This is a genomic window from Microcoleus sp. bin38.metabat.b11b12b14.051 (genome assembly GCF_013299165.1).
Taxonomy (GTDB): Bacteria; Cyanobacteriota; Cyanobacteriia; order Cyanobacteriales; family Microcoleaceae; genus Microcoleus.
This window is the reverse complement of sequence record NZ_JAAFKD010000004.1, coordinates 130,392-156,114: the sequence shown is the minus strand read 5'-3', so window position 1 is coordinate 156,114 and position 25,723 is coordinate 130,392. Positions and strand designations below refer to the sequence as shown.

Annotated in this window: 18 protein-coding genes and 1 CRISPR repeat array (1 of these 19 running past the window's edge); of the genes, 9 read left to right on the top strand and 9 right to left on the bottom strand. The window is 46.3% G+C overall.

Annotated features, from left to right (window positions below):
* A CRISPR array of direct repeats spans nucleotides 1–1,366; the repeat unit is 37 nt; unit sequence GCCGCAAACAACCTAAACCCCTATCAGGGATTGAAAC; it reaches 259 nt to the left of the window's first position.
* A 126-nt stretch (nucleotides 1,367–1,492) separates the two neighbouring features.
* The 3 genes from QZW47_RS06720 to QZW47_RS06710 all read right to left on the bottom strand — a co-directional run bounded on the left by QZW47_RS06720 (nucleotide 1,493) and on the right by QZW47_RS06710 (nucleotide 4,484).
* Nucleotides 1,493–2,791 carry a HEAT repeat domain-containing protein gene (locus QZW47_RS06720; protein WP_293125359.1) on the bottom strand — a complete coding sequence of 433 codons (1,299 nt, stop codon included), beginning with the start codon at nucleotides 2,789–2,791 and terminating at the stop codon, nucleotides 1,493–1,495.
* 47 nt (nucleotides 2,792–2,838) lie between these two features.
* Entirely contained in the window at nucleotides 2,839–3,390 is a 552-nt protein-coding gene (locus QZW47_RS06715) for a CPBP family glutamic-type intramembrane protease (RefSeq protein ID WP_293125357.1), read from the bottom strand.
* A gap of 443 nt (nucleotides 3,391–3,833) precedes the next feature.
* Nucleotides 3,834–4,484, bottom strand: a complete 651-nt coding sequence (locus tag QZW47_RS06710) for a phosphoribosylanthranilate isomerase (RefSeq protein WP_293125355.1) — start codon at nucleotides 4,482–4,484, stop codon at nucleotides 3,834–3,836.
* 135 nt (nucleotides 4,485–4,619) lie between these two features.
* Between QZW47_RS06710 and psaK the strand changes: the two genes are divergently transcribed.
* The 4 genes from psaK (at nucleotide 4,620) to QZW47_RS06690 (ending at nucleotide 9,171) form a co-directional block, all read left to right on the top strand.
* Complete coding sequence (gene psaK / locus QZW47_RS06705) at nucleotides 4,620–4,904, top strand: photosystem I reaction center subunit PsaK (protein WP_293125353.1); 285 nt, start codon at nucleotides 4,620–4,622, stop codon at nucleotides 4,902–4,904.
* Nucleotides 4,905–4,985: 81 nt separating this feature from the next.
* On the top strand, nucleotides 4,986–6,182 hold the full coding sequence (locus QZW47_RS06700) for a site-2 protease family protein (protein ID WP_293125351.1): 1,197 nt from the start codon (nucleotides 4,986–4,988) through the stop codon (nucleotides 6,180–6,182).
* Nucleotides 6,183–6,376: 194 nt separating this feature from the next.
* The gene (locus tag QZW47_RS06695) at nucleotides 6,377–8,335 is read left to right on the top strand and encodes an adenylate/guanylate cyclase domain-containing protein (RefSeq protein ID WP_293125349.1); all 1,959 of its coding nucleotides are present in this window, start codon (nucleotides 6,377–6,379) and stop codon (nucleotides 8,333–8,335) included.
* Between the two features lie 47 nt (nucleotides 8,336–8,382).
* A complete protein-coding gene (locus tag QZW47_RS06690) occupies nucleotides 8,383–9,171 on the top strand; it encodes a DUF928 domain-containing protein (protein WP_293125347.1) in 789 nt (262 codons plus the stop codon).
* A 336-nt stretch (nucleotides 9,172–9,507) separates the two neighbouring features.
* Here the strand turns inward: QZW47_RS06690 and QZW47_RS06685 are convergent, their stop codons facing one another.
* Entirely contained in the window at nucleotides 9,508–10,245 is a 738-nt protein-coding gene (locus QZW47_RS06685) for a biotin/lipoate A/B protein ligase family protein (RefSeq protein WP_293125345.1), read from the bottom strand.
* A 609-nt stretch (nucleotides 10,246–10,854) separates the two neighbouring features.
* Between QZW47_RS06685 and QZW47_RS06680 the strand changes: the two genes are divergently transcribed.
* Nucleotides 10,855–11,178, top strand: coding sequence for a co-chaperone YbbN (locus QZW47_RS06680; RefSeq protein WP_293125343.1), 324 nt, complete (start codon nucleotides 10,855–10,857; stop codon nucleotides 11,176–11,178).
* A gap of 196 nt (nucleotides 11,179–11,374) precedes the next feature.
* Entirely contained in the window at nucleotides 11,375–12,601 is a 1,227-nt protein-coding gene (locus QZW47_RS06675) for an LL-diaminopimelate aminotransferase (RefSeq protein ID WP_293125341.1), read from the top strand.
* A 273-nt stretch (nucleotides 12,602–12,874) separates the two neighbouring features.
* On the opposite strand, the gene QZW47_RS06670 is transcribed toward QZW47_RS06675, so the two are convergent.
* From QZW47_RS06670 to QZW47_RS06650, 5 genes are all read right to left on the bottom strand, one after another.
* Complete coding sequence (locus tag QZW47_RS06670) at nucleotides 12,875–13,273, bottom strand: hypothetical protein (RefSeq protein WP_293125339.1); 399 nt, start codon at nucleotides 13,271–13,273, stop codon at nucleotides 12,875–12,877.
* Between the two features lie 501 nt (nucleotides 13,274–13,774).
* Entirely contained in the window at nucleotides 13,775–14,581 is an 807-nt protein-coding gene (surE, locus tag QZW47_RS06665; protein ID WP_293125337.1) for a 5'/3'-nucleotidase SurE, read from the bottom strand.
* A 389-nt stretch (nucleotides 14,582–14,970) separates the two neighbouring features.
* The gene (locus QZW47_RS06660; protein WP_293125335.1) at nucleotides 14,971–15,297 is read right to left on the bottom strand and encodes a hypothetical protein; all 327 of its coding nucleotides are present in this window, start codon (nucleotides 15,295–15,297) and stop codon (nucleotides 14,971–14,973) included.
* Nucleotides 15,251–15,442 carry a hypothetical protein gene (locus tag QZW47_RS06655; protein ID WP_293125333.1) on the bottom strand — a complete coding sequence of 64 codons (192 nt, stop codon included), beginning with the start codon at nucleotides 15,440–15,442 and terminating at the stop codon, nucleotides 15,251–15,253. The genes QZW47_RS06660 and QZW47_RS06655 overlap by 47 nt, the downstream gene beginning before the upstream one ends.
* On the bottom strand, nucleotides 15,439–15,762 hold the full coding sequence (locus tag QZW47_RS06650) for a hypothetical protein (RefSeq protein ID WP_293125331.1): 324 nt from the start codon (nucleotides 15,760–15,762) through the stop codon (nucleotides 15,439–15,441). The genes QZW47_RS06655 and QZW47_RS06650 overlap by 4 nt, the downstream gene beginning before the upstream one ends.
* A gap of 100 nt (nucleotides 15,763–15,862) precedes the next feature.
* Here QZW47_RS06650 and QZW47_RS06645 point away from each other — a divergent pair, with 100 nt between their 5' ends.
* From QZW47_RS06645 to QZW47_RS06635, 3 genes are all read left to right on the top strand, one after another.
* A complete protein-coding gene (locus QZW47_RS06645) occupies nucleotides 15,863–23,539 on the top strand; it encodes an FG-GAP-like repeat-containing protein (protein ID WP_293125329.1) in 7,677 nt (2,558 codons plus the stop codon).
* Between the two features lie 118 nt (nucleotides 23,540–23,657).
* On the top strand, nucleotides 23,658–25,475 hold the full coding sequence (locus QZW47_RS06640; protein ID WP_293125327.1) for an SMI1/KNR4 family protein: 1,818 nt from the start codon (nucleotides 23,658–23,660) through the stop codon (nucleotides 25,473–25,475).
* A gap of 24 nt (nucleotides 25,476–25,499) precedes the next feature.
* Nucleotides 25,500–25,682: a hypothetical protein gene (locus QZW47_RS06635; protein ID WP_293125325.1), complete on the top strand. Its 183-nt coding sequence runs from the start codon at nucleotides 25,500–25,502 to the stop codon at nucleotides 25,680–25,682.
* Nucleotides 25,683–25,723 lie beyond the last annotated feature (41 nt).

Here is a 25,723-nt window from a genome sequence, read left to right as displayed (position 1 = left end):
TTATTGGTTTCTGAGTAGATTGAGCCGCAAACAACCTAAACCCCTATCAGGGATTGAAACTCTGATAAAAAGGGTATAGCGGCAAGAGAAATAGTGCCGCAAACAACCTAAACCCCTATCAGGGATTGAAACTCCGACTGTTCCAACACTTCGCACGGCACGGCAAGCACGCCGCAAACAACCTAAACCCCTATCAGGGATTGAAACAAGATGCGCCGATCGCGCACCGCAGATTCTCCAAGCCGCAAACAACCTAAACCCCTATCAGGGATTGAAACTCAATTACTAGCACTCAACATAGGGCTTGTTATGCCGCAAACAACCTAAACCCCTATCAGGGATTGAAACGTATTTAACAGCCAACTATCGGCGGGGAAAGTTTGCCGCAAACAACCTAAACCCCTATCAGGGATTGAAACATGCGTAAGCGCGATGTTCCGCCAAAGTTGGCAAAGCCGCAAACAACCTAAACCCCTATCAGGGATTGAAACGGCGCAAATTCAACCACCTATTGCAATTTATGAAAAGCCGCAAACAACCTAAACCCCTATCAGGGATAGAAACAATCAACATTTTTAGTTGGCTTTCGGTAATGGTTGCCGCAAACAACCTAAACCCCTATCAGGGATTGAAACGCGAGAGCGATCGCTAGCAAAATTATCTACGTGGAAGCCGCAAACAACCTAAACCCCTATCAGGGATTGAAACAAGCCCAGCTTTTCCTGACGAATAATCTTGCGAGCTGCCGAGCCGCAAACAACCTAAACCCCTATCAGGGATTGAAACCCATTGCTTCGCGAACAGTTCGATCGTCCGGCAAGGCCGCAAACAACCTAAACCCCTATCAGGGATTGAAACTGCAAACATGGCTACGCAGTCCTCAACAGTTTAGAGCCGCAAACAACCTAAACCCCTATCAGGGATTGAAACTCAAATTTTGGATAAAACAAATGAATGAATTTGGCCGCAAACAACCTAAACCCCTATCAGGGATTGAAACTTTGGCGTGGCGGCTTTGGTGCGGGGCCACGATCCTGCCGCAAACAACCTAAACCCCTATCAGGGATTGAAACAGTTTAAAAATAGATTTTTCGTAAGTGGCGATCGCGCGCCGCAAACAACCTAAACCCCTATCAGGGATTGAAACATGCGTAAGCGCCCAGAGGGATACCAGTAGCCAAGCCGCAAACAACCTAAACCCCTATCAGGGATTGAAACGAAGATGAGCAACAATACCATGTAAACCAGGAAGACCGCCGCAAACAACCTAAACCCCTATCAGGGATTGAAACTGAAAGGAAGAGCTTATGAAATGGCTTTTAGATTTGAGCCGCAAACAACCTAAACCCATATCAGGGATTGAAACAGAAAGCCCGATCGCCCAATCTGGATAAGCCGCAAAAACCCGATCGCCCGATCGCCCATTCAAACATTCCGCACAAAAAATTAAGGACACAACATAGTCGTGTCCCTACCGTGTTGCAAAAACTGTTTAACGATTTGGTTTCTTCACATTGATAATTTTCGGCTTAACCGCAGGAGTGCGCGGATAAAACTTAAAATTATTCAGCGCAGCACTTGCCAATTTTGCTACGCCACCATACGGATCTCGCAAAGCTTTTTGCAAAAGCGGAATCACTTTTTCTGACTTGATTGTTGCTAGCGCTTCAACAGCAGCTTCCCGCACTTCGGGCTGAGAGTCTTGAGCTAATTTTCCCAGGGTTTCTATTGCTCGCTGGCCTTCCGCTCTCTGAGCATTAGCTGCTGCAAATTTACCTAACGCAGATGCTGCAAATTTTCGAGTTTCTGTGTCCTGACCTTGAACGGATCTCATCAACTGCGCTAGCGAATAGTTTGGTACTTGTCTGGTAACTTCTGGCTGTTGTTCTACTTCGGCTTGTTGAGGTAAATCAATTGATTCTGGTTCGGCAAAGTCTGTGTAATTTAAGTCTTGTTCAACTTCTGTTTGATTTAACTCGCTTGACTCTTCTTGCCAAATTGGTTGTGGTAAATCTTGTGCTAATTCTGTTTCGTCTAACTGAGCTAACTGTGGCTCGGGAACTTCTTGTTGGTGTACGTTACTCTCGTACTGCTGTTGCAATGACACGATGGTAGATTGCATCTGAGCTTCGTGAGCTTGCAACTGCTCTTGGGCTGCTTGCAACTGACTTTCGTATTGCTCTTGCAAAGCCTGCATGGTTAAGTGCATCTCAACTTCGCGGTTCTCGTATTGCTCGGCGGTTTGTCTCAAGCGAATTTCGTGTTCGTTTTGCAGATTTTGCAAATGTTGCTCCATCTGACCTTGATAATTGTGATGCAACTCGTCTGCAACTGTGGCTAAATGATTTTCGTGTTCTGCTTGCAAAGCTTGCAGGCTTTCTTGCTGTCTAGTATTGTGAGCAACCTCTAATTGCTGGCTGATTTGTCGGAGCTGGTTCTCGTGTGCGCCCGTAACTTCTTGGAGTTGAGTGTCGCGCTCGGCCCGAACTTGTTGGAGCTTGTTTTCGTATTGAGCTGCAACTTGTTGTAGCTGATTTTCGTGTTCGATTGTAGCTTGTCTGAGTGAATTTTGGTGTTCGGCTGTAGCTTGTCTGAGCCTGTCTTCCTGTCCTCCTTGCTGATATTCGCCGCTTTGTTGCTGGCGAGATATCTGAGCTAGTTCTATATCCTGAGCTATTCTGCGAGTTTGCTGCAAGTGTTCTTGCTTTTGCTTGTGCAACCGCTTTTCTACCAACCAGTAAGCAACTGCTATCCCTGCTAAAAAACCTACGATCGCTCCTATGATTTCCACAACTGAGCTCCTCCGGACAATATAGTGATGCTGGACTATTTTACAATTTAACCATACAGCCTCCTGTAACCGCCTAATAGCAGCAGCCAAGCGGTCACAGCCAGCCAGTGAAGTGCCACCGCAGGCCAGATAGAACCGCTTTGCAGGTATGCGATGGAGCACGCAACTCCCAAAACAGCAGCCAGCAGCAAAAATACTGGATTCATAAAGGTCGATCGACCCACTGGATAAAAAGTCAGGGCGTTGAGCGGGTGGTAAACTACAAACAACGCCAAACTCCCGCCTCCCCAAAACCACAGCATTAACTCTGAAGCATATTCCGACGGGCGCGGCAGGATTAACGCCCGGAAAAATATTTCTTCGCTTAGTCCCGGGCTGAACAAACAGCCCACCAGCACCGCCCAAATTGTACTCCTAGAGGTTACAGTGTCTAATTTCAGAAAATTTGACCAAAAACCGATGGGAAGCGCGATCGCCGTGTAAGCTAGGGCCAGGATAGCTGCAACTACCCAATCGTGGAAATCGGGAAGGGTTAAGAAAGCTTGGGTGACGCGACGTGCTAGTAAGTCCAGCAGGGCGATCGCACTAAAATTTAACATAATCTAATTTATGATTAAAATTTTTAAACTGATGTTAGCGGAAGGAAGAATGAAGAAGGAAGAATGAAGAATGAAGAAACAATAAAAGCAACGGTTTCAACGGAATCGGCGGTTGAAACCTGTTGACCTCAAATTCGGATGTGGCGAAGCGCCCGTCATACGAATTCGAGGTCAAACTACACAAACGAAGTCTGCCTTCGCAGACAAAGAGAGTAAATGGGATGAAAAGTACGAAATGTATAGAACCCATTTGAGATATATTCTGCGTAAATCTCAGAAACCGGGTTGATCTCGGTATTTCTCGTGACCAACCCAAAAACTCGTAGAAACCCGGTTTCTTGCCCCGGGCGTAAATCTCAGAAACCGGGTTAATCTCGGTATTTCTCGTCACCCAACCCAAAAACTCAAAGATGTCAAATGGGTTCTATATTACCAATTACCAATTACCAATGATTAGCAAGTTGAGTTAAGTTAGCAAACAACTGAGCAACTTTGGTCAAATCTTTATCTCCCGGCCCTATTTCAACACCGCTAGAAAGGTCAACACCGCTGAAGTTTTTGCCCTGGGCGCGATCGATCGCACTTAAAACATTCTCCGGCGTCAAACCGCCCGCCAGCAGCCAAGGACACGGCGGTTCAAACTCTGCTAACATCATCCAGTCGATCGTCAAGCCAGTACCGCCGAGTTGTTCTCGATGGTACGCATCCAACAGCAAAGTATCGACATGAAGGCCGTAAATAGCAGCGCTGGCTAAAGTTTCAGAGTTCTTAACTCTCAAAGCTTTGATAATTTCAATTCCCGGCAAAAACTCGCGCAGCCGATCGCAATATTCCGCTGTTTCATCCCCGTGCAACTGCACCCCGCTTAAATTAGATTCGGTCGTTACTTGACAGATATTTTCTATTGTGGTATTAGCAAATACGCCGATGCGATCGACATTTTGTGGCAACTGTTCGGCGATCGGGCGAATGGTTTGCGGGCTGACATAGCGCGGGGAAGCCGGCACGCAGATAAACCCCAAAGCCTGAGCTCCCAAAGCTGCGATCGCCATTCCCTGGTCTAATTTCGTAATTCCGCAAATTTTAACCCGCACTCTGGCTCCTCCGTTTCGGTGTTTGTATCAAAATATCAACCAATTGTTAACTATTAAAACAAATCTTAGTTTAATGCGAAATGCTTTTTATAATTTTGTAACTCAATTAATCTGTGAAATTAGGATCATAAAAACATGATTAACTCATCTTTGCTGTTAGCCGTACAAGCTGGCGCACCGTCAACGCCTGAGTGGTCGCCAATGGTAGGACTGACCATGATTATATGCAACTTGCTGGCGATCGCGATCGGCTACTACGGCATCAACAAGCAACACCGAGGCAAAGGCCCAGCTTTACCCGTTGCAGTCCCAGGAATGTTCAAAGGCTTCGGCGTCCCAGAACTGCTGGCCACAGGCAGCTTGGGGCACTTGCTGGGGGCTGGAGTCATCTTGGGCTTGGGTAACGCCGGAGTTCTGTAAAAATCAGAGTTCGGGGAAAGGCAAGAGTTATAAAAGATATAATAGAAACTCTTTCTTGCTCTCCTTTCCCAGGAAACTTTCATGCAGACAGGTTGGCGAATCGGCTCTTTATTTGGCATCCCGCTACTGATAGATTATTCGTGGTTTATAATTTTAGCCCTGGCAACCCGCGAATACGCCAGCAGTTATCGCTCGTGGGGGCCGACGCTCTCTTGGAGTGCGGGATTTGCCATAGCTTTGCTACTGTTTGCTTCAGTGCTCTTGCACGAACTCGGTCACAGCTTGGCTGCGATATCCCAAGGAATTAAAGTTAATTCTATTACTCTATTCTTATTTGGTGGAGTTGCATCGATCGACTCAGAATCAAAAACTCCAGGTCAAGCTTTTCAAGTAGCCATTGCCGGCCCTCTCGTCAGCTTCTCGCTGTTTGTAATCCTCGGTTTGGGTTCTCAAGTCTTACCCCAAGCAAGTTTGCTAGCAATAATCGCCGAAAGGGTAGCCCTAATCAATCTCGTTTTGGGATTGTTTAACTTAATTCCCGGCCTGCCTTTGGACGGAGGACAAGTTTTAAAAGCAGCAATTTGGAAAATCACCGGCTCGCGATTTGCTGGGGTGCGGTGGGCGGCAAAAACAGGACAAGTTTTGGGTTGGTTGGCCGTTGCTTTCGGTTTGAGTATATGTTTGTTGGCGCGCCTGTACGGTGGCTTGTGGATTGCGCTGATCGGCTTGTTTGCAATTCGGAATGCTAGCGCCTATAGCCGCTTTACTTCCTTGCAAGAAGCACTGCTCAAAACCAAAGCAGCCGATGCGATGAGCCGCGAGTTTCGAGTTGTCGATGCAGATTTAAGTCTGCGAGAATTTGCCGATCGCTACTTGTTAGAAGTCAACCCATTTCCATTTTACATTGCTTCGTCTAACGGGCGGGATTTGGGTCTAGTGTCGATCGACGATATCCGCTGTACGGAGCGCAGTCAGTGGCAAATTCAGACGCTGCACAACATTTTGCAACCCCTAGCCAAAACTCCGACAGTCTCAGAAAAAGCGTCCCTCGCAGAAGTAATTAACACCATGGAAGCCCGCCAACTCCCGCGAATCATCGTCATCTCGTCCATTGGTGCCGTCGTAGGGACGATCGATCGAGGCGACGCGATTAAAGTGCTGGCAAAATACCTCAAACCCAAGATTTCGGAAGCTGACATCAAGCGCAGCAAAGAAGAAAACAGCTATCCGCAGGGATTGCACTTAAGTGCGATCGCCAAAACAGCACAGGAAGATTAAAAATATCGCTTTGCAATCGGGATTAGTCAGAAGCTAAGATTTAGCAGGTGGGAGCATCTCTAGGCAGTCTACAAACCGTTTTTATTTTTATTCGAGTGCTGTACCCGCTCGCTTTCGATTATACCAGACTCGCGATCGGGCACAGCACGACAAAAGCCAGCCCACAGATATAAAGGAAGATTCAAACAAGAATTATGCCCAATTTTTTGAAGAATTACTATCATAAATTGGGGCCCAAACGTTGGAGTTGGAAAAACTTAACTTATTCTTTCCCCTTCGCTGACTTGCAACCTCTGGCTATTACCTGGCTGGTAGTGACGGGAACTCTCTTGGGATTGCGACATTTAGGCTGGTTGCAGCCATTGGAATTAAAGGCTTTTGACGTGATGGTGCAGTTGCGCCCCGATCCGGGTGTTGACCCGAGGTTGCTGGTAGTCACAATTACAGACAAAGACATTCACGCTTATAAGAGATGGCCGCTTTCCGATCGCGTTTTAGCTCGCGCGATCGCCTCCATAGCCAGTCTGGAACCCGTCGCTATTGGTCTGGATATCATTCGCGATATCCCCTACGAACCGGGAAATGCAGAATTAGCCGCTCAATTGAAAAACCCCAAAGTTATCCCGATTACGTTCATCGGTGACTCTGACGACGATCGAGCCGAGCCACCTCCCAACATACCACCAACCAGGATAGGATTTAACGATTTAGTCCACGATCCAGACGGCACAGTGCGCCGACAAATGATGTTTATGTCCGATGGAACATCAAGTCATACTTCCTTTGCCATGCGCCTAGCTTTTAAATATTTTCAGACTCAAAATATCAACGCAAAATTTACAGACAATCAAGAAATTTATATCGGAAAAACTCTGTTTCCAGTTTTGCAATCCAACTCTGGAGGTTATCAGAAAATTGACGATCGAAGCTACCAGATATTGCTCAATTACCGCTCTCCTACAGTCGCAAAAGCCGTGACCCTAACTCAAGTTTTGGAGGGCAAACTAGACCCCACATTAGTTAAGGGTAAAATAGTCATAATCGGGGTTACAGCCAGAACAGTCAAAGATATTTTTTCTACTCCTTACAGCGCTACTCCCCGCGATCGCCGTCTCATGGAAGGGGTATTCATTCACGCAACGGCAACTAGCCAGATTCTCAGCGCAGTTTTAGACGGCACAAAGCTATTTTGGTTTTGGGATGAATGGCAAGAAATCCTGTGGATAGCTGTTTGGGGAGCAGCGAGCGGCTGTTTGGCTTGGCGCTTAGAAAATACGCTCAGTTTCGCGGCCAGCGCGATCGCCCTAGGCGGCATATTGTGGGGATTCACATTTTTTCTGTTCGCTCAACAAGGGTGGATACCAATAATAGCGCCGACTCTGGAATTTGTAACCGTCCCAGCAGCGATCGTCACCTACAAGTACCACCAGTCAAAGCAGCAGCAAGAAACTGTCATGAAACTGTTAGGACAGCAAACTTCACCCGCGATCGCTAATGCTTTGTGGAAAGAGCGCGTTCATCTCCTAGAGTCGGGGCTATTGCCGGGCCAAAGACTGACTGCTACAATGCTCATGACAGACTTGCAGGGTTTTAGCACGATTTGCGAACAACTGCCGCCAGAAATAGTAATGCCTTGGTTAAACGAATACTTATCAGCAATGGCCCAGGAAGTACAAAAATATCAAGGCGTGATTAATAAATTTACCGGAGATGGAATGCTGGCAGTATTTGGCGTACCAATTCCCCACACAACTGCCGAAGAAATAGCCGAAGATGCTCGCCTTGCCGTATCTTGCGCTCTCGCTATAAGTTCGGGCTTGGGAGCCATGAATCGAAATTGGCTCGCTCGCGGTTTACCGCAGGCAAAAATGCGGGTCGGAATTTTTACCGGGCCGATAATGGTGGGCAGTTTGGGGGGAAAAACTCGTTTAGAATATGGAGTGATTGGCGATAGTGTCAATATCGCTGCTCGCCTCGAAAGCTGTGAAAAAGATCGGCAAGAGGATACCTGCCGGATATTGATTGCCGAAGAAACTTTAGTACACCTTCAAGGAAAATTTGAGGTAGAATCTTGGGGAGCTTTACCCTTAAAAGGCAGGCAGGAAAAAGTTAATGTGTACCGCGTCTTGGGAGGAGAAATATCGCCACCGTAAAACTACATAACAGAAGTTTAAAAAATCAGGAAACTCCGAGGGTAAAAATGACTAATTTTAGGCTAAAAACGATCGCCTTTTGTGCCATATTGTCGATAGGAGGATTCAACGCTTGCCAATTTGCAGCTCTGGGACAGGATCTGCCACCGGGCTGGGGGCGCACCGGCAAGCCATCCAGTCAACCAGGAGGGCCGCGCTTCGCTCCGACTGCTGAAGATATCGATCGACCCCCCCAAGTCCCCAATCCAGACCCCAGACCAATCCGCGGCGCCTGTCTGACCAAGGATCAGCTAAGTTTCAGAGCATTAGTCCGTAACAATAAAACCGAACGCACTGTTTCCGACTATCCAACATTGTTTTTCTACTTGCCTCAAACAGAGGCCGAATCAGCCGAATTTACCCTACTAGATCCCAGCGGCAAGCAGATTTATCAACAGACTCTCGCGGTGAAGAATTTATCAGGAGTGATCGCGGTTAGTATCCCTGCTAACAGCAATGTCCCTGCCTTGGAAGCAGGCAAAAGCTACACTTGGAATTTTACACTGATTTGCAACCCAACAGACAGAGCGGGAGACCTACTTGCGATCGGTAAAGTGGAGCGAGTTAATCTCAGTGCAGATATCCGCAGTCAATTAGAGCAGGCAGATGCGCGCGAGAAAATCTTTATTTATGCTAAAAATGGGATTTGGCTAGATGCCCTGAGCAATCTAGCTGCCGCTCGCCGCACTTTCCCGACAAATGAAGCGATCCAGGCAGATTGGGAAAGCTTGCTCGGTTCAGTGAAATTGAGCGAAATTGCCAAAGAGCCGATCGTCCAAATTCAGCCGCAACCATAAACTCTACTGCATTTTAATCAAATTCCCATCTAACTTTTTACGTGTTGCCAAGAGCACCCACCCACAATAATCATACCAAAAATCTCTTGTGGAGCGGCCCTCTTGGCTGTTCCCAAAAAGCAGCATACTTAGGATCACAAATTAAATAACTTACAATTTTAATTGTTATTGTGGGGTGTCTCGCCCGCCCTTGTGAGAGGGCGGGCGAGACACCCCACAAACTTGTGCAAGTTATTAAATTTTCATTCCTTATTGATTTGCCCCTAAGAATGATTTTAGAAATTCTCTTGTGGAACGGCCATCTTGGCTGTTCCGAAAAATTCAATGTAAAACAGCTTAATTACTGGTAAATTCCCAAATCTCCTTCCACTCCTCATCCGAAAGCGGCCGCACCTCCAAATCAATATCAAAACACCGACAAGCCGCCGCACTCAAAGCATCAATTACCGTCGGAATCAAATCATCTCCCTTTTCAGATAGAGGTAATTGGACAGGAATTAATTGCTCACCAAAAACATGAGAAAACAAACCAACATCCGATCGCAAACGCATCGAACCGTGCTGCAAAATAGCATCACCCCGCCGCAATTGCGCGCTACCAATCAACTTGCAGCCATCAACAGTCACTAAATCCGCACCCGTCGCCGTACCAAAACAATTCGGATTGTGAATGTAACTCCGTTTAGCTTCGCCATAGTGCAAATCCACACCCATCGCCCGCCAACCTTCGATCAAAAACTCACAAATAGTGTGATAAGCTTTCAAGCGGCTGCTGTCAAATCCCGACGCCACCACTGCATAAGTTAAATCTCCTTGGTGGAGCACCGCGCGCCCGCCACTGGGGCGTCTCACCAACTCCAAAGGCTTTCCCTCCCAAGACAACTGCTGCCAAAACTCCGGCCAGCGCTGCTGGTGGTAGCCCAAGGAAATCGCCGCCGGTGCCCAGGTGTAAAATCGCAGAGTTGGCGGATTTTTCCCCGCTAGATGCTTTTCTAGCAGCCATTTGTCGATCGCCATCTGCACATTACCAGACGCCGACAGCAGCGGAATTAAACGCCATACAGAATTAGCCATTAGTCCTCATTCCTGAGTTTGCAGTCAATAATTGACAGAATGTTTTAAAATTAGTAACAGTTTTTGTGCCTGTCTTTTAATTTGGCGCAAGTTGAACGCCCGCCCGTGCTTTATCAAAGGAATGGGTCTAAAACCCCGTCTTTCTAGGACGGCTTTAATTTCTTAAAAGTTTCTCAAAAACTCGGAAATCACGCACGGATTAATATAGTATCATATAATAGTCAAGGTTAAACTCCTTTGCCATCGTGAAACATTAGACACACTTTTAGGCATAAACTGGGGGACAAAGAGCGACGAAAACTCTTAAAACAGTCAGGAACTTAAAAAATAGTTCCAAAACCAGTAAACAAAAATAAATAATTAATTTCTTTTTTATTAAGTAGGGTAGGGCATACCCAAACTCTAGGTCAATATCCTAGTACGCTTTTGGAGATAGACCCACTGGGGTGGCTGCGAATCAAGCTCGTTAATTGGTAGGTTTCTACGGTTAAAAAGTTTGAATATTGTCGAAAGAACGTAACATTTTAAGGTCAGTCGCTGAATTAAGAATCCTCACGCCTCGATAGCTGAGGAGTGTCAAAAATAATCAGGAAAAATCATCGTACAACCATGAGCAACAGTGTAATTGTCATTAACGACGAAAAATTTGAAACAGAAGTCATGAAAGCAGAGCAACCAGTGCTTGCCTATTTTTGGGCATCTTGGTGCGGGCCTTGCAAACTGATCGCGCCCTCGATCGACTGGGTAGCAGCCAACTACAGCGACCTCAAAGTGGTTAAAATGGAAATTGACCCCAATCCTACTACTGTCAAGCAGTATAAAGTAGAAGGAGTCCCCGCTCTCAGACTGTTTAAAAATGGCGAAGTAGTCCTTTCCCACGAAGGAGCCATTAACAAAGAAAAATTGATCGGTTTGCTAGAAAGTCACTTATAAAGTTTGCAAAGGATTCGGGAGTTTCTAACTCCCAACTCACAACTATATAAATCCCATATTTCCCCAACATCTCTCTCTTACTCTGCGCCCTCTGCGCTCTCTGTGGTTAAAAAAAATCTCTAAAAAACCTATCAAAAATAATCAGTTCTAATCAATTTAAAATGATTGATTAATATCCTCAAAAGCCACAAAAAATATGAAATTTGCCAACCGTTTAGAACCCCTGCAATTTAACGTATTTGCCGATATGGATCGGGCGAAAAGTTTAGCAAGAGCCGCCGGACAGAATGTGATCGATTTGTCTCTAGGTTCTTCCGATTTGCCCGCTGCCGCTCACATTACAGATGCGATCGCCCGATCGCTATCCGACTCCAGCACCCACGGCTATTTGCTGTTTAACGGCACCCGCTCTTTCCGGGAAGCAGCAGCTTCCTGGTACGAGAAAAAATTCGGGATTGCAGTCAATCCAGCCACAGAAGTCCTACCGTTAATTGGTTCCCAAGAAGGCACGGCCCATATGCCTTTAGCAGTGCTAAACCCCGGAGATTTTGCCTTGCTGCTCGATCCGGGCTATCCTTCCCACGCGGGCGGTGTCTATTTGGCTGGCGGTCAAATTTACCCGATGCCACTATTAGCAGAAAATCTGTTTTTGCCAGTATTTGAAGATATTCCGATGCCTATCTTGGCTCAGTCGAAGATGATGGTTTTGAGCTATCCTCACAATCCTACAACTGCGATCGCCCCGCTGGCATTTTTTGAGAAAGCAGTGACTTTTTGTCGCCAACACGATCTCGTTTTAGTGCACGATTTCCCCTATGTGGATTTGGTGTTTGACGATGCCGTAGGGGCGGTGCCCCCTGGCCCGTCCTCCTCCTCCGATATCGAGGAAAACCGCAAATTGATGGCGCCGTCGATTTTTCAGGCGGATCGAGATAAGAGTGTGGCGATCGAGTTTTTCACCCTATCCAAATCCTACAGCATGGGAGGTTTTCGAGTCGGATATGCGATCGGCAATCCCGAACTAATTGCAGCCCTGCGACAAGTCAAAGCAGCAGTAGACTTCAACCAATATCTAGGGATTTTGAACGGAGGGATCTCGGCATTAACCGGCCCCCAAGATACCGTCACCAGCAGTGTACAAACCTTCAGAAAACGACGAGATGCCTTTGTAAATGCGCTTAGCGCGATCGGCTGGGAAGTACCCGTACCCCCCGCCACCATGTACGTCTGGGCGAAACTACCAGCACCTTGGGCCTCGGATTCCGTGAAATTTTGCACTCAGCTAGTACAGAGTACAGGAGTCGCAGCTTCCCCCGGCGCCGGTTTCGGGAAATCAGGAGAAGGCTACGTGCGATTTGCCTTAGTTGAGCCGCCAGAAATTTTGGCAGCCGCAGTTAGCAAAATTGCTGAGTTTGTCAATTAGACTTGGATTGGGGCCGATTAAATCCCAAGCCGAAACGGCTTCTCAAAAATCTTGCTACTTTTGAGAATTAGTCTCGGCTCAGACTGCTAGGACTGACGCACGGGGACTCAGAAACTCGGTTTTCCGAGAACATAATTCGTTATTCGTTACAGCCACCCAATCCCTAAAAACCAGGTTTCCTGGAATTCGAGCACCTAAGTGTTATATGGTTATCTCTACCTAAAGGAATAGATATTTGCACGGAATATCTGTCACAATTTATGTTGAGAATTGTTAACGCGAGGCATCTGGGGAACTACCAGGGGCGCTCACCCACTCTAAAAATCCTTGAAATGAATTCTGCCGGGGCAGCGATTGTTCTGTAGCGGCGATCGCGCATCCCAAAAATACCACACTTCCCAAAATCGCCAGCAGCGGGAAATGCTTGCCCAGCCCAAAGTCGCGCTGGAGGCGAGCTAAGGGCCTGCTCTCGCGCCTGAGCATCTTTCCCACCGTCAGTTGTTTGAGAGTAAAAGGATCGCGGACAAAATGACCGCTCCAGCTAATTACCATATGAGAATGGCAGTGGGGACAGGTGAATAGTCCGCTGACCATTCCGACTGGGCCCACGATGCTGGAACGGTTGCAAATCGGGCAAGTGACAGAATGAGTGTTATAGGTGGGAGCGTTCATAAAAAGAAATACGGTAAGTGGGAAACTCCGCGACTTTAGTCCCGAGAGGGAAACGACCCGGGGGACTTTAGTCCCCGTGAACCCCCTTGCGGGGTTGGAGGGGTATGGTTGCCCCTCCAATGGAGATCTTGTGGTCTCCTTTCTCCCTTGCGGGGTAATGTTGGCCTCGACCTGGTTATAAAGGCTTGTTAGACCTGCAACACTGTTTCAGTGACTTTAAAACTGTTTAATTGCAGATGACAGAGCGAAAAACTGGCGTCGCATTCAAGGAGTGTCGTGACCTAAATAACGGCTCCTCGCGATCGAGGGGTCTGGTCAGTACAGCTTGCTCGATTTCTCTTACAAGCTCAGTCCCTAAAGGGCTGAGTTACTGACAACTGCTTTTCTTGAGTAAAAAACCAACAACCAATAGTGAGCCTGCGTTAACGCCTAGGGCATATGCTTGAAGAAGCACTTTATCCTTAATTCTTAGTTTACCGCTCTAATCGGGTCGATCGGATCTCACTGTTTGGGAAAACCTTGAAATTGCCAATCCCCCAACGAGTGCAAGTCTGGAGTACAGGTGAGATTGTATTGCAGCGGAGTAACGGTTATCTTGTTGTCGGCAATAGCCTGTACATCTGTAGGAATATCATGCGACACTGACGGATCGGGCATTTCTTCTACATCTTCTAACAATTCCCCAGCTAGCCAATAATAAGTTTTGCCGCGCGGATCGGTGCGCTTTTGAAATATGTCGAAATAGCGGCGAATGCCTTGACGGGCGATCGCCACTCCGGTAATTTCAGCTTGTGAGACTGCTGGTATGTTGACATTCAACAACATCGGCTTGGGCGTTGGCTGTTTTTCCAACTGCGACAGCAAGCTCACAGCGAAATCCACCGCCGGCCCAAATTCCTGCGAAGTATAGCTAGCGAGGCTGAAAGCAATGCTGGGAATGCCTTCCATGAGACCTTCCATTGCAGCCGAAACCGTCCCCGAACAGATGATATCCGTGCCCAAATTCGGCCCGTGGTTGACACCAGCAAGTACAAAATCCGGCGGTTTGTCAACTAAAGCCCACAAAGCTAATTTTACGCAGTCGGCGGGAGTCCCCGAACAAGCCCAAGCTTTGACTGCGGGGTCAAAAATAGATTCGACAATTTCCGCACGGATGGGTTGGTGCAGGGTGAGGCCGTGTCCGGTAGCGGAGCGCTCTCTGTCGGGACAAACTACGCTCACCTCGTGGCCAGCAGCGGCGAGAGCGTTGGCGAGGCTGCGGATGCCTTGGGCAAAGATGCCGTCGTCGTTGCTAATTAAAAGTTTCATTAAAATTTTTAGAGGCCTGATAACAATCTTAAACTAGATTCCGATCGGGCGATCGCAAAATATTTAAGTCCCGTTAACTCCTGTATAACAAGTTTTTTAAGTTGATTGTCATTCTGTAAGGGCGATCGACTTACTGCTGGGTTTGTTAAGAGATATTGCAGGTTCACACAACAATCGACTAACAATGACATACTGCTGATTATTATAAGTCAGTTCAATTTTTGATAGCCATTTTGTATAATAACAAAAATAAGAAAACATGAAATATTTTCCTAACCTTTTATTGCCTCCCACAAACCCATTCGAGCTCAATTCGGAATTCACGGCAATTAATCGATTAACATCTCATACCTTATTAAAATCAAGCACTGCCGACACTTTCAACAGCATTACCCCCCCCCCGTTTTACAAGCATCTATCGTCAATATATTTAGCCCAGAAAACAAGGAAGTTAGCAATAGTTTTGCACAACTTTTAAGATCGCAATTCTTAAGCCCAGCCACAAATACATTACCCTCAGAAGCAGCAAGCAGCGACATCTTAACAGGCGAAAAATTAGCAATACCAGCGAGTCGCGCCAGCAGCCAACTTCCCAACGATGCGACACCGCCTGTTATTGGAGCCAACTTAACCAACGATACAGGAATATCTAATGGCGATCGTATCAGATCAGATCCGGCGATCGGCGGTACGATCGCCTTTGACAACAGCAGCATAACCAGCTTCCGCGCCGGATTCGACGACACCCCCGCCAGCGAATTCACCGACATCACCTCCCTCATCAATAGCTGCAACTGTTTCACTCTCGGCCGCACCCAACTCGAAACCATCCGCCGCAACCCTCTGACAGATGGCAATCATACCCTGCGCCTCATCGCCACCGACGACAACGGCAACACATCCGACACCTTCAGCCTCGACTTCACCCTCGACACCGCCGCACCCCAAACCACCCTGCTGACCCCAATTCCCGGAGGCAACCACAGCAGTACAGTCCGACTTATCGGTACCACAACCGACATCACGACAAATCTGTCCAATCTGCAATCCTCAGTTGATGGCAGTAGCCCCAACACCATCACCCCAGAAACCAGTGGCAAGTTTGACTCCCCACCTCCGAGTTCGCCGCTAACCACCGGCAGCCACACCGCCGTCATCCAAGCAACAGATATCGCCGGCAACCAAACATCTCAAAACATCAACTTCCAAGTCACCAACAACTTCACCATCGTCCCCCCAGAAACCACAGGTTGGGCAGCAACATCAACAAACACCGTACTTTTGGCCGAACGCAACAGCAAACTCGTCCAAGCCGTAGTGCCCGTGCAATTAGGACAAACCAAAGGCAGTCGCACCCTGCGGTTCCAGCTCAAAGCCGACTTCGACAAAACAGACACAACATCAGCAATAGAAGACTTATTTCAGATTTACCTAGTTTCCCCAAACAACCCCAACCAAACCCTACTCGACGGAGGAAGCCCCGGAACACCGCTATTTTCCCTAGCCGGCAGCAAAGCCGAATTCATACCCGGACGAGTGCGCTACAGCGGCGACACCGTAGAAATCGATTTAACCAGTTTGACAAACAGCAGCAGCGGTAATCTGCTGTTCAGATTAACCGACAGCGACACCGACACCGGCAGCACCGTAGAAATCAAAAACCTCACCAACACCATCGATGAAGAAGGTACCGCCAGCCCGATTTTTGTAGCAGCGCCAAACAAAACCAGCAGCAGCGGCAGTCTCAATACCAGCAACCTGACAGCAGCCCCCGATTTAAAAGTAAACTTCTCTCAAGTACAGTTAGACCCAGCCACCGGCAACTACAAAGCATCAGTACAGGTACAAAACACAGGCAGCCCCGTCTCGCGCAACATAGCAGTAATTTTCCCCGACTTACCAACATCCGTAACCCTGCAAAACCCCGACGGCACCGACAGCAACGGCAAACCCTACATCAACTTGCGCGGTGCAATTCCCGCAGGAGGATTGGATGCCGGAGCGATTTCCGACTCCGTAGAAATAACCATCAACAATCCCAACTTTGAGAAATTTTCCCTCATTGCTACCGCCCTTGCCGGCGGGGCAAATCAAGCCCCAAACTTAGCTACAATTCAAACCATCGAGGTCAAAGTCGGAGAAACCTTCAAACTGCCCCTCAGCGCAACCGACCCCGACAGCGACCCCATCAGCTTTACCATCAAATCCTCTACTCCGCTACCCACGGGCAAAATTTCCGGCAACGGCACCCTAGAAATTGCCCCCACCCCCGAAGAAATAGGAACCTACAACTTCACAGTAGTAGCCAGCGACGGAGAATTAGAAACCACAAAACCAGTCACAGTCAACGTCACCCCATCAACAGTCGGCCGCACCCGCATTTCAGGAGTCATCAAAAACACCAATACTGAACCCCTAGCAGGAGTTTTAGTAGGACTCGGCGACATCCGCGTAGTAACAGCAGCCGACGGTTCATTTGAAATTAAGCGATTAGAATTTCCCTACTTAGCAGCGTTAGGAATTCCCGAAATAGTACCGCCAAACACCCTGCAAATTTTCGGCGACGGCATCACAGGAGAAGACAACTATCCCTACATAGCCGAAAAACTGCCGCTGTTATTGGGACACGAAGCATACACCAACGTCAACAATGTTATCACCCGTCCGATATACCTGCCGCCGATCGACACCGCCAACAGCAAAACCATCAACCCAACAGCCGACACCACAGTCACCACAGCAGCCATACCCAAAGCATCAGTATTCGTCAAAGCAGGTACCCTCAAAGACAGCGACGGCAACCCCTACACCGAAAACCTCAGCATCACCCAAGTCCCCACAGAACTAACCCCCGCCGCCCTACCGCCCAACCTGCACACCGACTTAGTAGTCACCATCCAGCCAGGAGACATGGTATTTACCACCCCAGCACCCCTCTCCTTGCCCAACCGCGCCGGATACGCACCAGGCACCACAATGGACTTGTGGTCAATTAACCCCACCACAGGCTTCTTCGACAACGTAGGAGTCGGCAAAGTCAGCACCGACAGCACCACCATCGAAACCATATCAGGAGGCATCCGCAACAGTAGTTGGCACTTCTTCGCCCCACCCGCACCAGCACCCAAAGACCCCAGTCAAGACCCCCGCAACCCCAAAGACAAATGCAACGAATGCAAAGCAAAAGGAGGCTTAACTTCTGAAGTAGAAATGCACTCCGGGGCAGTAATAGAAACTCACAACCTCATACCCTACCAATCAATGGGAGAAAGCCGCAGCCTAACCCTAACCTACGACTCACTCAGGGCAGACCCCAGACCAATAGTCCACTTCGGCTACAACAACGCCCCCGCCGATACAGCCCAAAAATTAGTTGCCAAACTCACCGTAGATGCAGGCAAATTCAAATATCAAATACCCGGATATTCCGGCACTCAATACAGTTTGACAGGAGGCGAACACTTCTGGTCAATGCCTCAAGCAGGAGGTACAATTGACGCAGCATTGCAAGTCGATATGAGTGCCTTACCTTCCGGTCAGTACGACTATACAATTAACAGCGGCATCCGCCGATTTACAGGCAGTATATTTGCAGGTTCATCAACCGATACCAAAGACAAATTCATTTCAGTCAACACAATCAACAGTCCCTTCGGCAGCGGTTGGGGGATTGCTGGATGGCAAGAATTAGTAGAAAATTCCGACTCTTCATTATTATTGATTGACGGTGACGGCAGCGAATTGGTATTCGACAAATCCACAGTAGCAGGGGGAGGGTACGTATCTCCTCCAGGAGATTTCTCCAAATTCGAGAAACTAGCAGACGGCACATTTCGTCGCACGTTAACTGACAAGACTGTTTACAGTTTCAATACCAGCAAACGCCTGATTTCAGTCAAAGAAACCAACGGCAACGAAACCAAATATAATTACAATTCATCAAATGAATTGTCCCAAATCATCGACGTAGCTGGGTTGATTACCAAATTGACCTATGCCAGCGGTAAAGTCAGTCAAATAGAAGACCCAGCAGGACGGTTGACCAAGTTAGAATACGACACAGCAGGCAACTTGCAAAAGATAGTTGACCCCGATACCACAGCGCGGACGTTTAGCTATGACGCGCAGCGGCACATCACAAAAGAAGTAGACAAGCGGGGATTTTCCGAACAAACATTATACGACTTTGCAGGTAGGGCGATCGGGGGAATTCGCAAGGACGGTTCGCAGTTGCAGGTGGCACCAGTACAGGTACAAGGACTTTATCGGGAACAGGATACAACTAATCCTTTAAATGCACCTGTAGCTAAACCTTTAGGGGCAGTAGAAGCGAGTTATGCTGACGGTAGCGGTGGAGTAGTTACTCAGATTCTCGACCAAACCGGACAAGTTGTTTCGGCAAAAGATGGTGGGGGATTGAAGCCTTCGTTTGAGCGGAATCCGAATTTGTTGGTGACGAAAAGAACCGACGGGCGGGGCAATACTACTTCTTACGAGTACGATGCTAAAGGGAATGTCAAAAGCATTTCAGATTCCCTTTCCGGTACACCTCAAACACCCCCAAATAACAACGGCCAGTTATTTGGTGCTAAAACTTACTATCAAGCTGGGTCATATACTAATGCAGCAATAATCAAAGATATAAATGGTGATATAAATCCCGATATTGTTACTGCCAATGGTTATGCTAATAATGTATCAGTGCTACTCGGAAATGGCGACGGTACATTGGCTCCGAAAAAAGATTCCCCCGCAGCAAACAATTCAAACTCTGTAGCTGTAGGGGATGTCAATGGCGACGGTAAAAACGATATTGTTACTGCCAGTCCTTATGGGGGGACGAATCCCTCTAGCGGTACAGTATCAGTATTACTGGGCGATGGCAATGGTAATTTTGCTGCTCAAACTAATTACGCAGTAGGTTATGGGGCAGCATCCGTAGCTGTGGGAGATATCAATAAGGATGGCAGGAACGATATCGTTACAGCAAATTCTTCTGACAGCAATATATCAGTGCTTTTGGGTAACAGCAGCGGCTCTTTTTCCCGAACAGATCTACCGCTAAATTCTCGACCAGAAGCTGTAATTTTGAAGGATATAAATAAGGATGGCAACTTAGACATTATTACTGCAAGTCCCTATGGAACTAATGATTCCCTTGGCAGGGTGTCAGTATTGTTGGGTAATGGGAATGGCACTTTTGCTGCTCAAAGTAATTTCACGGTTGTTTCTCAGGTGAGAAGCGTAGCTGTAGAAGATATCAATAAAGATGGCATAAATGATATCGTTACGGCTGGTAGAGATAGCGGAAACCAATCGGTAGCATCTGTATTATTGGGTAATAGCAATGGTTCTTTCAATGCAGCAATTAATTACCCACTTAGATCTAATATCGAACCTAAATCTGTAGCGATAGGGGATTTGGATTTAGATGGCGATTTAGATGTGGTTGTTTCCGGCAGCGGTTACGGTTTTGAGAGTGTCATGTTAAATAATGGCAGCGGTATATTAGCAAGTCCAACTGATAATAGCAATGGTGCTGGTACTACAGACCAACCATCGGTGGGATTAGAAGACCTTGACTCAGATGGTGACTTAGATATGGTCTTGAGTAGCTATAACGGCATTTCTGTCAGTCTCAATAATACTGTGAGAAACCAACAGGTAGGTGGTACTGGCAAGCGTAGTTATACTTACGATTCAGTGTTCAACCAAGTAACAAGTGAAACTGACGAATTAGGCCGCCAAACTCTTTACGAAATAGACCCGATTACTGGCAGTCGGCGAAAGATGACGCAGGTGGTAGGTGCTGTTGGCGGCAGTGATGATGTGGTTACTAGCTATACCTACACCAACAAGCATCTCATCGACACTGAAACTGACCCCAACGGACGGGTGACGGATTACGATTATAACGCTCGAGACCAGTTAATTAAAATCACTGTTGCTAAGGGAACTCCTGATGAAGCGGTGCAACAATTTGAATACGATACTGCGGGTAATCAAAAGGCGGTAATTGATGAAAATAACATCCGCACTGAGTCCGAATACGATGCGATGAATCGCTTGAAAAAGACAATTTTTGCTCCTGGAACAGCAGATGAGGCATCACAAACTTTTGAGTATGATGGTGATGGGAATCAGACGGCGGTGATTGATGAAAATGGCAACCGAACTGAGTCTCAGTATGATGTGATGAATCATCTGGTAAAACAGATTGCACCTGACCCGGATGGTAGCGGGCCGCTGAGTTCTCCGGTGACGAGTTATGGGTATGATAAGAATGGGAATCAGGTGTGGATGCTTGACCCGTTGCTTCGGAGGACTGAGTATCGATATGACGCTCGGAATCGCTTGGTTGAGACGGTGAATCCTGATGGTACTGTGGAGAAGATGCGGTATGATGCGGATAACAATCAAACGGCGACTTTGGATGCTAAGGGGAATCGTACTAACAAAGTTTATGATGCGCGGGGTCGGTTAATCCGGGAGGTTGATCCTAGTGAGAAAGTTACTCGGTTTGAGTACGATGCTGCTAATCAATTAAAGGCTCAAGTTGATGCGAATAGTAATCGGACTGAGTACAAGTATGATGAGTTGGGAAGACGAAATACTGTGATTGAGGGGGCAACATCGACTGTTGCCAGTACGAGCAAGACTGAGTACGATAAGGTTGGGAACGTTACTGCTGAAATTGACGGGAATAATAACAAGACTCAATTTGTTTATAATGCCAGAAATCGTCAAACCAAAATCACTGATGCTTTGACTCCATCTGGAACCACCACCACCTCCTATGATAAAGTTAGCAATGTTTTATCAATTACCGACCCATTGCAAAATAAGACAAGTTTCGCTTACGATGGCAGAAATCGGTTAAAAACAGAAACCAATCAACTCAATAAAACTCGTTCCTTTGAATACGATAAAGCCAACAACCGCACTAAGGTTAGTGACCGCAATAACCGCGTTCGTTCCTTTACTTACGATGCCCTAAATCGGGAAACAGCGGAAAATTGGCTGAACGATACTGGCAATCCTATTCGCAGCATTACTTCGACTTATGATGCGGCAAATCAGCTAACATCTGTCAAAGACCCTGATTCGACTTACCAGTTTAGTTATGACTTAAAAGGACGGAAAATAGGAGTTGACAATACAGGAACTCCTGGTGTACCGAATGTGTTGTTGAATTACACCTACGATAGCGGAGACAATCTGCTGTCTGTCAGCGATACGATTAACGGTGCAGCGAAGGGAACTACTGCTTATACTTACGACAATTTAAACAGGGTTAGCCAAGTTACTCAAAGCGGTAATGGTGTGGCATCGAAGCGGGTGAATTTTGGTTATGATAATATCGGTCAAATCAAGTCTGTGAATCGGTATTCTGATTTAAGTGGCAGTCAGTTGGTGAGGGGAACTACTTACACTTATGATGCTAAGAATCGTTTGGATGTTCTGAGTCACGGTAGCGGGGTTTCTTATGGCTTCAATTACGATAATGCGAATCGGATTACTAAGATTACTGATGCAGATGGGGTAACTAATTACACCTATGACAAGAACAATCAGTTGACTGTTGCTAACCATTCTAACGCCAACAATCCGAATGAAAGTTTTAGTTACGATGCGAATGGGAATCGGAATAGTTCGGGATATCAGACGGGAAGTAATAACCGTTTGCAGTCGAATGGTAAGTACAATTATGCTTACGATGATGAAGGGAATTTGATTAAGAGGACTGAGATTGCGAGTAATAATGTGACTGAGTATCAGTGGGATTATCGCAATCGTTTGGCTGGGGTTGTTGATCAGAGTGCGGCGGGAAATGTTACTCAGAATGTTGGGTTTAAGTATGATGCGATGAACCGTCGGATTAGTAAGAAGGTGGGGAATGCTGAGACTCGGTTTGTTTATGATAGGGATAATGTGCTGTTTGATTTTACAGCTTCGGGGTCAAATCAGCCTGTTTTGGATAAGCGGTATTTTTATGGGACTGGGGTTGACCAGATTTTGGCGCAGGAGAGTGCAAATGGAAGTGTTTTGTGGGCTTTGAGTGACCAGTTGGGGACGGTGAAGGATTGGGTGAATAATAGCGGGAGTGTGGCGAATCATGTTGTTTATGGTTCGTTTGGTCAGGTTGTGTCTCAGAGTAATGCTGCGTTTGGGAGTCGGTATGGGTTTACGGGGCGGGAGTTGGATTCTGAGACTGGGTTGAGTTATTATCGGAGTCGGTATTATGATGCGGGTGTTGGGAGGTTTATTGGGGAGGATTCTGTTGGGTTTGATGGGGGGGATGCTAATCTTTATCGGTATGTGAAAAATAGTCCTATTGATTCAACAGATCCCTTTGGTCTTTCGGGGAAAGTAATAGATCAGGTACGAAAGATCAGGTATAATGTCGGCACTGAAAGTAAAACAGCCAACGATATCAAGGATGTTAAAAAAGATGTTGACAAAAACCCGTCTAATGTATCCATAACAAGTGATGAAACCCTAGCTGTTATAGAATATTCTGGAAGTAGAACAGGGACAGATGCAAATCCCAAAAATCGCCCAAGCGTATTGGGCATCTTGACGGACGATCATCAAGGACATATTGTATCAGGTTTATTGGGTGGTAAGGGTTCACTGAATAATGTGTTTGCTCAGAACGCATGGGTAAACTCTAATTATAATAGTCCCTGGTTTCAATTTGAATCACTGGTAGATACAACGCTCACAAAAATGAATCGCGTTAAATGCTTAACGGAACTGACTCTTTTTTATCAAGTCTCTCTGAAATATCAGCAACCTACTACTCCAAGAATTAGACCTACTTCATTAACGGCAAAGGCAACATTTTTTCCATCGGAAGCTAGCTTTACTCTACCCAATATCCCAAATCCAGCCGAGTTTCTTCCTCCTAGTCATAGGTTAAAGCTTCCAGTGATAACACACGGGTTCGATAGTTAGACCATAGGTGAATTTGAGATTTCACCTTAGTTAGAGGAAACTCAGTACATCCTATCTGCCCCTTCTTTCATCGAGTTCAAGTTAACAAATTAATTTCAAGCAAGATTTGGAGGGCATTATGCAAAAATGGCAATCGTTACTGGCACATCTAGAAGTATTTGATGAGCAAGGAGAGTGCTTAACTGAAGAAGAGATGCTGCAATTTGAAACAACAAACAATATTAAATTACCCAAAGATTATAAAAAACTTTCTCAAGTTTTTGGAAGCGGAAGGTTCGGCGAATTTATTATTATTTACAGCCCTATACGCTCTCATTACTTTCATCAATTTCCGCTGGAAACTATTCAATATGAAATTACAAATCGTCTCTGGTATTCCTTAGAAGAACTTGAAAAAAATATGAATCTAGAATCAATAGCAGATTTACTTAAAGGGGCTTTTGTGTTTGGGGAGGATGGCGGGACATACATAGCCATTTTCGATCTTAAAACTTATAGTGAGTCTGACTATAGCTGCGATATCTACTGGGTGCATTGCCCTGAATTTGATGGAGGAATTTACCATGTGGGTCGCGATTTTTGGGAATTTGTGTGCAATTTTTGCCTGGGAACAAAATCTTATAAAATTTTACCTATATCCATTTGTCCAGACCCTTCCTGTCTAGTCCATACCTTTACTTGTCTCTCGAAGAGTGATAAAGAAATAGATATAATATCATTGGCAAATATTCAAGAAAGAGCTAATATTTCCTACGACTCATATACAATCATAGAAACTTCAGGCTCGTCAGAATTTTTAGAAACTTCTGACTCAGACGAATTCATAGAAACTTCCAGACCTTTTGATCATATCTTATCTATGTGGGAAAATAGAATTAGCGAAGATTTTAGACATTTGCATTTACCTTCAGAGTATATCTGGAATTATTTCGATAGGGATCGAGAGCGGGAACGGGAGGAAGAAGATAGAGAAATCATACTAAAAGCCATTCAAAACAACAATTCCTATGCTTTATTTCGTTATATAAAAACATTCAGAGGTCACTCAGATTCAGTTTATGCTATTGCTTTTACTCCCGATGGACAAACTCTAGCTAGTGGCGGAGCCGATCGCACTATCAAAATCTGGGACTTGAATACTGGACAAGAAATTTGCACTCTTACAGAACATACAGATGCGGTGGTTTCATTGATCGCAAGTCCAGACGGAAAAACCTTGCTTAGTGGTAGTGCTGATAATACCATTAAAATTTGGAATCTGAGCACGAGTCAAGTTATCCACACCCTCACAGGTCATACTTGTTCTGTACTTTGCCTTGCAATTAGTCCAGACGGTACACGCTTAGCTAGCGGTGCTGCCGACAGCACTATTATAGTTTGGGATCTCAATACTTATGAGGTAATACATACTCTTATCGGTCACAATCACACTGTCTTAAGCGTTGCTATTAGCCCCGATGGGAAAACCTTAGCTAGTGCTAGTGCTGATACTTCTATTAAGTTATGGGATTTGGAATCTGGAACAGAAATTCGCACTTTAGAGGCTAATTGTGGTCTAGTATTTGCCGTGCGTTTTCATCCTTCAGGACAAATGCTTGCTAGCGTTCACGAGCAAGACAAAAGTGTCAAATTTTGGCATCCCGAAACTGGGAAACTTATCCGCACTATGTCAACCGAGGTAGAAATTGTATCGGCTACAGTTAGTCCAGATTGGACAACTTTGGCAGGCGGAGGTGGTGATGTTAATTATCTCATCAGTTTGTGGGACTTAGAGAAAATATCAGGCATTACTTATTTTGATGGTTATGGTCAAATCGATCATAAGGGCTGTGTTTATACTGTTGCTTTCAGTCCAGACGGGCAAACACTTGCTAGCGGAAGTAAAGACACTACTGTCAAACTTTGGGGAGTTCCACCGCCTATTAATATTGAGTAAGGTGGAGCGATATTGGGTGAAAATATGACTTGTCAAGGATTTGTTTTTTCGCTGGCGCTGCAACCGATCGCCCTTGAGCGAGATATGATTAAGCCCGATCGCACAATTCATTCCTTCCAACCTCTGCTAACATCAGATTTAACCCAAAAACATCAAAGCTGTTTACCGAAAGTGCGATCGCCCGATTCAATTTCCAATTATACCTGAGCTAATACAAAAGGTGGGCGATGGGATAGGCAGGTGGTTGC